Source organism: Candidatus Marifrigoribacter sp. Uisw_064 (assembly GCF_047730175.1).
In the GTDB taxonomy this organism is placed as follows: domain Bacteria; phylum Bacteroidota; class Bacteroidia; order Flavobacteriales; family Flavobacteriaceae; genus Marifrigoribacter.
On record NZ_CP159833.1, the window covers coordinates 948,156 to 960,155 of the forward strand.

At 32.3% G+C, this 12,000-nt stretch carries 8 protein-coding genes; 5 read left to right on the forward strand and 3 right to left on the reverse strand.

Annotated features, from left to right (window positions below):
• Positions 1-176 precede the first annotated feature (176 nt).
• From aspS to ABXT64_RS04235, 3 genes are all read left to right on the forward strand, one after another.
• Complete coding sequence (aspS, locus tag ABXT64_RS04225) at positions 177-1,931, forward strand: aspartate--tRNA ligase (RefSeq protein ID WP_443634199.1); 1,755 nt, start codon at positions 177-179, stop codon at positions 1,929-1,931.
• 46 nt (positions 1,932-1,977) lie between these two features.
• The gene (locus ABXT64_RS04230) at positions 1,978-2,244 is read left to right on the forward strand and encodes a hypothetical protein (RefSeq protein ID WP_443634201.1); all 267 of its coding nucleotides are present in this window, start codon (positions 1,978-1,980) and stop codon (positions 2,242-2,244) included.
• Positions 2,245-2,330: 86 nt separating this feature from the next.
• The gene (locus ABXT64_RS04235; protein WP_443634202.1) at positions 2,331-2,528 is read left to right on the forward strand and encodes a cold-shock protein; all 198 of its coding nucleotides are present in this window, start codon (positions 2,331-2,333) and stop codon (positions 2,526-2,528) included.
• 63 nt (positions 2,529-2,591) lie between these two features.
• Here the strand turns inward: ABXT64_RS04235 and ABXT64_RS04240 are convergent, their stop codons facing one another.
• Entirely contained in the window at positions 2,592-3,041 is a 450-nt protein-coding gene (locus tag ABXT64_RS04240) for a nucleoside deaminase (RefSeq protein ID WP_443634204.1), read from the reverse strand.
• A gap of 105 nt (positions 3,042-3,146) precedes the next feature.
• On the opposite strand from ABXT64_RS04240, the gene ABXT64_RS04245 reads away from it, so the two are divergent.
• Positions 3,147-4,919, forward strand: a complete 1,773-nt coding sequence (locus tag ABXT64_RS04245) for a 1-deoxy-D-xylulose-5-phosphate synthase (RefSeq protein WP_443634206.1) — start codon at positions 3,147-3,149, stop codon at positions 4,917-4,919.
• A 49-nt stretch (positions 4,920-4,968) separates the two neighbouring features.
• On the opposite strand, the gene ABXT64_RS04250 is transcribed toward ABXT64_RS04245, so the two are convergent.
• A complete protein-coding gene (locus tag ABXT64_RS04250) occupies positions 4,969-7,566 on the reverse strand; it encodes a T9SS-dependent M36 family metallopeptidase (RefSeq protein WP_443634208.1) in 2,598 nt (865 codons plus the stop codon).
• Between the two features lie 119 nt (positions 7,567-7,685).
• Positions 7,686-9,023 (reverse strand): deoxyguanosinetriphosphate triphosphohydrolase, encoded by a 1,338-nt coding sequence (locus ABXT64_RS04255; RefSeq protein WP_443634915.1) that lies wholly within the window; start codon positions 9,021-9,023, stop codon positions 7,686-7,688.
• 176 nt (positions 9,024-9,199) lie between these two features.
• On the opposite strand from ABXT64_RS04255, the gene ABXT64_RS04260 reads away from it, so the two are divergent.
• Positions 9,200-11,983 carry a TonB-dependent receptor domain-containing protein gene (locus tag ABXT64_RS04260; RefSeq protein ID WP_443634210.1) on the forward strand — a complete coding sequence of 928 codons (2,784 nt, stop codon included), beginning with the start codon at positions 9,200-9,202 and terminating at the stop codon, positions 11,981-11,983.
• Positions 11,984-12,000: the final 17 nt, after the last annotated feature.

A 12,000-nucleotide genomic window follows, 5' to 3' on the forward strand; every position in this document is an offset into this window, starting at 1 on the left:
AAAACTGCAACAAAATAATGATATTATCAATTTTTTTATATTAAAAATGATATATAGCTCTCATATAGTTAACAAATCATCAATAAAACTGATCCTTTTTACGCTTTAAATATTATAATTAGAACGTTATTTTTTACCTCGATACTTAGTACATTTGCACCTCAAAATATTTTAAAATGTATAGAAGTCATACGTGTGGTGAATTAAGAAAAAACCATTGCAATGAAACCGTAACTTTATCAGGTTGGGTTCAAAAATCTAGGGACAAGGGATTTATGATTTGGGTAGACCTTAGAGATAGATATGGAATTACTCAATTAATGTTTGATGAAGAACGCACTCCTAAAGAAATGATGGAGAAAGCTAGGACGTTAGGGCGTGAATTTGTTATTCAAGTAACTGGTAATGTTATTGAACGTGTTTCAAAAAATCCTAATTTACCTACAGGTGATATTGAAATACTTGTTACTGAATTAACTGTTTTAAATGAATCGTTGGTGCCTCCATTTACAATAGAAGATAAAACTGACGGTGGTGAAGACTTAAGAATGAAATATCGTTACTTGGATATTAGAAGAAATCCTGTACGCGAAAATCTTATTTTTCGCCATAAGGTATCTATGGCCGTTAGAAACTATCTTTCAAATTTAGACTTTATTGAAGTTGAAACACCATATTTAATTAAATCAACTCCAGAAGGAGCAAGAGATTTTGTGGTTCCTTCTAGAATGAATGAAGGTCAATTTTATGCTTTACCTCAATCACCTCAAACATTTAAACAATTATTGATGGTAGGTGGAATGGATAAATATTTTCAAATTGTAAAATGTTTTAGAGATGAAGATCTTCGTGCAGATCGACAACCAGAATTTACACAGATTGACTGTGAAATGGCTTTTGTTGAACAAGAAGATATATTAAATGCTTTTGAAGGATTAACAAAATATCTTTTAAAAGAAATAAACAATGTAGAAATTGGTGATTTCCCTCGAATGACTTATGATGATGCTATGAAGCGTTATGGAAATGACAAACCTGATATTCGCTTTGGAATGGAGTTTGGCGAACTAAATGAAGTTGCTCAACACAAAGATTTTAAAGTCTTTAATCAAGCAGAATTAGTAGTAGGAATTGCTATTCCTGAAGGAAATAGTTATTCAAGAAAAGAAATAGATAAAATAATTGATTGGGTAAGACGTCCACAAGTAGGCGCCTTAGGAATGGTATACGTTCGTTGTAATGAAGATGGAATTTTTAAATCGTCTGTAGATAAATTCTATGACCAAGAAGATTTAGCAAAATGGGCTGAAAAAACGGATGCAAAATCTGGAGATTTAATTTGTGTGCTTTCTGGTGAAACTAATAAAGTAAGAGCTCAATTAAGTGCTTTACGTATGGAAATTGCAGAACGTAAAGGGTTAAGAAAGTCTAATGAATTTGCTCCTTTATGGGTCATTGATTTTCCTTTGCTAGAATGGGATGAAGATTCCGCTCGTTTTCATGCAATGCATCATCCTTTTACTTCTCCAAAACCTGGACAGATCGAATTATTAGATACTAACCCAGGTGAGGTAAAAGCGAATGCGTATGATTTAGTTTTAAACGGAAATGAAATTGGTGGAGGTTCCATTAGAATTCATGACAAAGAAACACAAGCTATCATGTTAAGACATTTAGGCTTTTCTGAAGAAGAAGCAGTAGCTCAATTTGGATTTTTAATGGACGCATTTCAATTTGGCGCACCACCACATGGAGGTATCGCATTTGGTTTAGACCGATTAGTTTCGATCCTTGGCGGACAAGAAACTATTCGTGATTTTATAGCATTTCCGAAAAATAATTCGGGACGAGATGTTATGATTGATGCTCCATCTCCCCTTGACAAGTTGCAATTGGATGAATTAAGTTTAGCCTTAAATTTAAAACCATAATTAAATAGGAGTTTATAGTTCTATAAAAAATACAGTGCAAAAATTCATGAAATACGTCATCATTTTACTATTGTGTCTTGCCATAACAGGTGTCTGTTACGGTTTTCACATTAAACCTTTAGACCCAAAAAACGGTGATTTATATATAGGATTATCTGTCGTACTTGGGTTTCTTATAGTAATGCCCTTATTTATTTATCATCGCTGGAAAAACAGAAGTGTAAAAGACTATATGTTGACTAAAGAAAATATTGAAAAGATGAGAGATTTTAAAAATTCAGGCTCTCGAAGTTCTAAAAAAGATTCACAATAAAATGTATCTTTTTTGAAAAACAGCAATTATTTTAAAATCCCTTTAAAATCTACTATATTTGATACTTATTAATATATATTTTTACAATGGAAGGAACCGTAAAATTTTTCAATGAATCTAAAGGTTTTGGTTTTATCACTAATGATGAAACAGGAAAAGACATTTTTGTACACATTACCGGGCTTAATGGGGAGACTCTAAACGAAGGTGACAAAGTAGAATATGAAGAAGAAGAAGGCAGAAAAGGAATTGTTGCGGCTAAAGTTCGCTTAATTCACAGCTAAAGACATAGACACTATAGATTTTAAAAACCCTTTTCTAATTTTGAAAAGGGTTTTTTATTTCACTTAATTTAAATTTCTTTTTTCTATAAAAAATTGTTTCACAAGTCTAGAAGATTCTTCCGCTAACACACCCCCAACCATTGTTGTTTTTGGATGTAATTTAGATTTTAAAGCGATACATCCTCTTTGTTCATCTCTAGCTCCATACACTATTTTTGAAATCTGACTCCAAAATAATCCTCCTGCACACATTTGGCAAGGTTCCAAAGTAACATATAAGGTGCAGCCTGTTAAGTATTTTCCTCCTAAAAAATTAGCAGCCGCTGTTATTGCTTGCATTTCAGCATGTGCAGTTACATCGTTCAATAATTCAGTTAAATTGTGTGCTCTAGCAATAATCCTATTTTCAATTACTATAACAGCTCCAATTGGGACTTCCCCTTTTTCATAAGCGTTATTTGCTTCTTGCAAAGCCATTTTCATAAAATAAGTATCATCGTAAGGTTCTATCATAATAAAAACATTCAGTATTCAAAATTACAATATCCAATTAAAAGGCTAACTATATTATTTGAACTTGATGAACCATAGAATATTGAAAAATTGTAGTTTTGTTTTGTGCATAAAAACATATTAAATACAATAAATTTCCCTCAAGACCTAAGAAAGGTTTTGCCACAAGATTTACCTCAGCTTGCTAAAGAACTTCGTGAATTCATTATAGATATTGTTGCTACAAAAGAAGGACATTTGGGTGCTAGCTTAGGTGTTATTGAATTATCTATAGCTTTACATTATGCATTTAACACTCCAGAAGATTTACTTATTTGGGATGTTGGGCATCAAGCCTATGTGCATAAAATAGTAACAGGAAGAAAAAATTCATTTCATACAAACCGTCAGTTTGGAGGCATTAGTGGTTTTCCGAAAATAAAAGAAAGCAACTACGACACTTTTGGTACAGGCCATAGTAGTACCTCTATTTCTGCCATGTTAGGTATGGCAATTTCTGCACAATTAGACGGAAATTTTAAACGCCAACATATTGCCGTAGTTGGTGATGCATCAATTGCCAGTGGAATGGCTTTTGAAGCATTAAATCATGCAGGAGTTTCAAATACAAATTTATTAGTAATACTTAATGATAATGCAATAGGAATTGATCCCAGTGTAGGTGCATTGAAAGAATATTTAACTAAAGTTACACTCGATAAAGCCCCAAACACAGATAATATTTTTGAAGCATTAAATTTTAATTATTCTGGACCTATAGATGGTCATGATTTAAATATTCTTATTTCTGAATTCAATCGTTTAAAGAATGTAGAAGGTCCAAAACTTCTTCATATTATTACTAAGAAAGGGAAGGGGCTTCGTCAAGCTGAAGAAAATCAGGTAGCCTATCATGCTCCTGGAAAGTTCGATGCATTATCTGGTGATATTTTACCTAAAAACACGAATAATCTTCCGCCAAAATTTCAAGATGTTTTTGGAGAGACCATAGTTGAATTAGCAACTATTAATAAAAATATTATTGGAATAACTCCCGCAATGCCCACAGGTAGTTCATTAAAATTAATGATGGATAAATTTCCTGAAAGAGCCTTTGATGTTGGTATTGCCGAACAACATGCTGTAACATTTTCTGCAGGGCTCGCTACTCAAGGACATACCGTTTATTGCAACATATACTCTACATTTCTACAAAGAGCGTATGATCAAATAATACATGACGTTTGCCTACAAAATTTACCGGTAGCATTTTGTTTAGATCGTGCAGGATTAGTAGGAGAAGATGGCGCTACACATCATGGCGTTTTTGATATTGCATTTTTAAGGTGTTTACCGAACCTTATAATCTATGCGCCTAGTAATGCTATTGATTTACGAAATATACTTTATACAGTACAATTAGGATTAGAGCACCCTATCGCAATAAGATATCCTAGAGGAAGAGGTGTAATAAAAGAATGGAAACAACCTTTTTCCGCGATAGAAATTGGTAAAGGTATTCAACGAATAAAAGGTGATACCATTGCTATTTTAACAATAGGTACTATAATTAATAATGCATTAGATGCTATTAAAACATCAGCTCATTCTGAAAAAATCGCATTGTATGATATGCAGTTTATTAAACCTTTAGATGAACATCTTTTACATACTATCTTTAAAAAATACCAAACAATAATTACTGTTGAAGACGGAACTATTAAAGGTGGATTTGGAAGTGCTATTGCTGAATTTACAGTAAAACATAAGTATTCTAATACAATTGAAATGTTAGGAATTCCAGATGTTTTTATAGAACATGGAACCGTTCTAGAACTTCAAGAACAAGTAAATATTTCTTCAGGAAAAATTAAACAGGCTTTTGAAAAATACGTATAAAAAAAGAGGCTATTAAATAGCCTCTTTTTATTATTACAACTGCTAGTTATTATTCAATAATAAGCTTAGTTGTATGAGAATAATTTTCTCCATTAATTTGAAGAATATAAATTCCAGCACTTAAGTTTTCAGTATTAATACTAATAACATTTTGTATTTCTACATTTTGGTTAAATACTTTTCTTCCATTAATATCAAAAACAGAAATATCAGCACTACCAAGATCTAAACGAGATTGAATATTTACAATTCCTTTAGAAGGGTTAGGGTAAATATTAAAGTTATTCTCTAAAGAACCATTATCATTTGCTCCTAAATTACAATCTGCAGGAAGGTCAAAAGCTTCTGTTTGGTCTGAACGACTAGAGCTACTACCTTGATCTGCACTAAATCCTAATCCTCTATTTGCAAATACCTCCCAAATTAGGCAACGATTAGCACCTGCATTTACAAGTTCATCTGCTTCTAAAATAGCATCTCTACCATCTACAAATCCTGGAGAACATACTTGTAATTTCATACCGTCCATCACTAATTGAATCGCAATATTGTTTCCGCCTGTTCCATTATAAAAATCAGCATCCCATCCATACTCATCAATTAGAGCCCAGTTTAAATCCCAAAGCATAGTAGACCATACAAAACCTATTCCATGAGGTTGAGACACATTATTATTAGTGTCAACATATGTGTATGGGTTTATAGCAAAATCTGTACTATAAGGAGCTTCTCTTATACCTCCGCCATCTGTTGATTGACCAGTAGCATAGGTACCAATACCTCTAATATCTTCAGGTTGATCTCCAGGCTCCATAGTAAGCATTAATCCTACCCAGTCACTCCAGCCTTCACCCATTTGCTCAGCATTACTTAAGCATCCTGTATTTGTTGGACCTCCTGTCAAACGATTTGAAATTCCATGTCCATATTCATGAGCTATAATTCCATTATCCACATCCCCATCAAGTTCTGGAGGTGTATTTGCTGGTAAAGAAAGACTTCCATTTACTGTATTTCCTGCAATTAATTCAGCTATCAAAGCATCTCCGTCAGCCATACTTACCATAATTGATGGTATTGTTACAGACCCACCATTTACTCCACCTGCCATTGTAATAGCACCGCCAGGCACATTATTTACAACAATCACAGCAATAGCTCCTTCATTTTCAGCAGCTAATACTTTAAAACCAAACTCACATTCACCTCTTCTTAAAATAGCAATTTTACCTGATAAATCACCGCCATTTATAATTGGATCACAAACATCATAATCGTCTGGTCCTGACCCATCGGAAGCTAAAGCAAGATCTTCAGTTATTGGAGTTGTAGTTAAAGAACCTCCAAAATCACCTTCTATCCCTAAATAACCACCAGCCAATGGTCCATTATTAACTGTAAGAAGATCTCCTGCTGGAGAACCCCATAAAAACATTTGCATTCTAGGGTTTGCACCATCTGGTGGTGTTGCAAAGTTTGCATTGTTTGTTCCACCTCCATCTTGAGCATCTGCATTTACACTATCACTACCATTACCAGCTTCGCCATAATTATTTTCTTGAAAGTTCCCACTTTCTTCATCAAAACCATATTGATAGTATACATCATGCATGATATTATTCCAATAGAATAAATTTACTGTAGCAGCATCTACCATTTGTACAGGAGGATTATCAAAATCGTAAGGGAAATCAAAGTTTAATCCAGCTCCTCCATCAGGCATTGCTCCTGAACCATTATTTGCGTTTATATCTTCTTGTGCTAACACATTATTACCTCTAGTGGTAGTAAATTCAGCTCCATCTGCACCATTAGTATCATGCCATCCAAAAGGAGAAGCATTCGCATCAGCAGGGTCAGCTACTAATTCTTCTAATCCATGATTTGGACTTTCAACAGGCATTGGAAATACTCTATATTGAGCTCCTCCAGCAGCATCAAAACTTAATGACGCTTCCTTTTCTTCAGAAAATAAAATACTATTCTCTGTTTTGTTATGGTCTAAATTACTGTGACTTGGTTCGCCAAAATTACAGCTTACCACCCAGTCATTTGTATCTAAAAGAGCACCTGTTACAGCGTCAATTCTTACATTATAATAATGACTTGCATCTAATAAATAGATACTTAAGTCCCATGCTAATTTTAACATGTTTTCTTGATCGTATTGAAACACTAACTTAACAGGAATATTTTCTAATGAAATAGATCCGTTAGAGAATACGAATGACTGATTAGAAATAGTTTCTAACAACGTTAAGTTTGACGGACTTTGAATTCCTAAAGAAGTTGCAGCTCTACTGATTGCATTTTCTGCAGTTATAGCAGGGCTTGTAGTATTTACTTTTTCTGTTGCATTTTGTACAAACGTAATGTTTGCATTTACTACTGTATTATTTTTTACTGCAAAACTTGAAGTAGTATTAAAAATATCAATTCCTTGATATTGCTGAGTTACATATACATTATGTAACTGCATACTTTTTGAGAAACTTTGAGATGCAATATTAAAGTCTTCTACATCTTGGGCTTCAAGGCCTAATTGTGCTCGATTGTTGTTTAAGTAGCTATTTATATTTTGACTAAAATCTTGGGCAAAGGCAAAATTAATAGTAAAAAAAGCTAACAAATAAATAATTTTTTTCATAGTTTTTTTAGGTTGATTAATAATTAAGGTGATTCGTTTTTTTTTAAGATTTTAAAAATAAAGGATTCCATTAAATAATGTTGCCTTTTTTGCGATTTTAACAGGTTTAAATATAATATTTAAAGGTTTCCTTTGATTTTTTGAAATACTTGTAGTGCGTTTCCATCGGTTAGGCGAGAAATATAATTGCAACTTTCCATTAAGTAGTTATAAATTGTTCCTTTTTCTGGAAATTCATCTTTGATTGTGTTTAAGATTAAATGATCGTAATGTTGCATTTCATTGTTGAAGTAATTTTCACAAGAAGTAGTTATAGCATCTAACAGCGTATTTAATATTGCATATCCTGCGATTTCTTTTTCAACGACTTCTTTACTTTGATAAATGTTTTTAACACTAATCTTTATGATGTCATCAATTTGTGCTTTATATTTACTTTTATCGAGTAATGCTTCTGAAAAATTTCCTTTCAGAATTTCCTCTTCATTTTCAATAAAAATTTGAACCGATTCTGAAATTAAGGTATTTATTGCTAAGGATCGTAAATATGCTAAGCGATCTGAAACTTTAGATAGCGTTGCATATTTTTCAGTATTAATACTATTTTTAACCAGTTTAATTAAATATTCTAAGGCAAATTCTTCTTCAATAACACCTAAATTAATACCGTCTTCAAAATCAATTATTGTATAACATATATCATCTGCGGCTTCCACTAAGTATGCTAAAGGATGTCTGCAGTAACTTAGGTTCTTTGATTGTCCACGATTTATGAGCCCTAATTCACCTGCAACCTCTTTAAAAGAAGGAGCATCACTTTGAAATATACCAAATTTCTTGTCTGCTATATGCTTTGTTGGTTTTTTAGGAAGCGATTCTTTTGGATATTTCATAAAAGCTCCTAGCGTTGCATACGATAAACGCAATCCTCCGGTGACACCATTTTTAGATTCGGTTAATATCTTAAACCCATTGGCATTCCCTTCAAAATCTATTAAATCTTGGTATTCTTTTTCAGTTAACATATCTTGAAACCGCTTCCCTTTTCCTTTTGAAAAATAATTACCTATCGCTTTTTCACCACTATGACCAAAAGGTGGATTTCCAATATCATGAGCTAAAGCTGCTGCTGCAACAATAGCTCCAAAATCATTTAAATGATATCCATGTATTGTATGTAAATGTGGATGTTTTTCCAAGATTGCTTTCCCAACCATTCTTCCTAAAGAACGGCCAACAACTGAAACTTCTAAACTATGTGTTAATCGCGTGTGTACAAATGAAGTTTTTGATAAAGGAATAACCTGCGTTTTATCTTGTAAACTTCTAAAAGCTGACGAAAAAATAATTCTATCATAATCAACTTCAAACCCTAATCGAGTTTCATCTTGTTCTATACGTAACCTTTTATTAATGTCTCCCTGCTTCCGTAAAGACAGTAATTGTTCCCATTGCATCATTTGTAAAACCATTTATAATGCAAGATACTATTTTCGGAATGTTAAGCAATAGAAAATTTATTGTTAAGCCATAACATTCAATTAACATTGATTTAATGTTTTATTAAATTTTCATTAACCCTATAGATACAGTTCATGGGTTTCTTTGTAACATAAATTTTTTAAAACTAATAATGAAAAAACTATATCTATTATTAATCCTTGGTTGCATACAATTATCATTTGGTCAAGAATCAAATTCTATTGTTGGTAAGTTAACCGATAAAGATTATAATAATGAACCCCTTCCTTTTGCCAATATTATAATAAAAGGTACATCAACTGGAACAACATCAGATATCGATGGGTTATTTTACTTTAACAATATTCAGTCCGGTAATTATACTTTAGTAATTAGTTTTCTTGGATATGAAACACTTGAAATTACAAATGTACTTGTAGAAAAAAACAAAGTTACTACTATCAATGCTGCCTTAAGCGCAAATGCTGCCTCCTTAGAGCAAGTTGTTATTAAAACTACAATCAAAAGAGAAAGTGAAGTTGCGCTTCTATTAGAACAAAAGAATGAAGTAATAATAAAAGAAAGTATTGGTAGCGAAGAACTCTCACGAAAAGGAATTAGTGATGCAGCTGGAGCAGTGGCTAAAATTTCTGGAGTATCAAGACAAGAAGGAGGCAGTAATGTATATGTAAGAGGTTTAGGTGATCGTTATCTAAACACTACTTATAATGGCTTGTCATTACCTTCTAATGATATTGAAAAGAAAAATATTGACTTACGTTTATTCTCATCAGATATTATCCAAAATGTTTCTATTAGCAAAGCATATTCATCTAATTTTTATGGTGATTTCACAGCCGGAAATGTAAACATTCTGTCCAAAAATTATACAGGAAGAGGATTTGTAGAATCTTCTATTTCTACTGGAATTAATACCAGATCGGTACAAACTGATTTCTTGAAAAATGAAGGAACGGGAAATTTCGGATTTTATAATCGGTACGATAATGACCCTTTTGCAGTAATTCTATCTCATGGCGTAGATCCTGTAGATGCAGGAAAACCCATTAATTTTTCGGGAAGTATTTCGGGAGGAAAATCAATTTACTTTAAAAATGATTCTAAACTAAGCTTCTTTTTAACTGCTTCCTTCGATAATGATTTTGAATACCGCAAAGGCACAGCTGTCGATTTTACAACAGTCGAAAAAAAGAGATTTCCAAATGTTGAAGAATTTGAATATTCAAGTACAACAACAGCTATGGCTAATATTATTTTTAAAGCAAATCAAAACCATAAACTTAGTTTCAACTCATTGTTTATTAACAGCTCAAATGATCAAGTTGGCTATTATGGTATACATGGGGAAGGAACAAATAGGGATGCTATTTTAAATACCGATAGAGGGTTTTATCAAATGAATGCACAGTTTGAACAGGATATGATTTTTGTGAATCAGTTAATAGGATCTCATACAATTAACGATCAGTTTAAAGTGGATTGGGGGATTGGATTTAACAACGTTTTTGCGCGCCAACCAGACAGAAAAAGGATTAGTATCGAAAATTATCATTTAGCATTAGATGGAGATCAAAACACATCACCTTCTTTTTATAACAATATTCCATATGACAATCAACGCTATTTTCAAGATATAGAGGACAAAGAGTTAAACAGTCGTTTCAATATAAAATACACTCGCAACGATCAAGTAGCTTTCAACTTTGGATATAATGGAAGAACAAAAGAACGTGCTTTTAAAAATATCCGCTACGGGTATGATTTTATTGAACCAAACACTCCGGTGAATGATGTAAATAATTTAAATGAAATATTTAATATTGAAAATTTAGGTACTGTTTATAATACTGAAGTTTTTAGACCCATTAACCCTGATGGAGGAATTGACAACACAAACTTTCCTGGATTATATGAAAATACCTACAATGGAACGTTAGATAATCATGCTTTCTATATTGATTCTGAAATTAATCTAACTGAAAAATGGTTATTAGTACCAGGAATTAGAGTTGAATCATTTAAGCAAAACATTGTTTATGATGTTATAAACTTAACAACAACAGATCCTGGATATAGAAACTCTTATGAAAATTTTTACCTGCCAAGTTTAAATATTAGGTATAAAGCTTCCGAAGATCAAAATCTACGTTTTACATTTAGTAAAACTGTTTCATTACCTGAATTTAAAGAAGTTGCACCATTCGTATATGAAGATGTAACACAACGAATAGGAGGAAATCCAGACTTATTAAAAGATCCTTCATATTCTGAAATCTACAATATAGATCTTAAATATGAATGGTTCTTCGGAAGAAGCGAACTCTTCTCTATAACTGCATTTGCAAAACAAATTAATGATCCAATAAACAAAGTCATTGCAAACGACGCGACTGGAACCCAACGCTATTTTAGAACAGGTGAAAAAGCTGAAGTAATTGGTGCGGAAATTGAATTGCGGAAAAACCTTCTTTTAAATGAAGAGGAAAAAGTCAAGCTGTCTATTGGTTTTAATGCAACCTATATGCATACACAACAAGATTTAAGAAATTCAAACGGATTGTTTTCTACAACATTTAATAGAACAGAAGAAGAGTTACAGGGCGCTTCTCCCCTATTAGTTAATGCTGATGTTTTTTATAGTCCAGAATTCAATAATTATAAGCCTTCAATGAACTTGGTTTTTTCATACTTCTCAGATCGTATTGATGCAATAGGTTCGGGTCAATTAGGGAATATTATCGAAAAAGGAATTTCAACAATAGACTTCATATGGAAAAACAAAATTGGAAAAAAATTAGAGCTAAATGCAAGTGCTAAAAACCTTTTAGATCCAAGTATCGTAAGAATTCGCGAGAACAATTCACAAAACGACGTAATTATTTCAAAATATAAAAGAGGAATTAATCTCTCGCTACAACTTAAATATAAATTTTAAATACAAACAAAAACTAA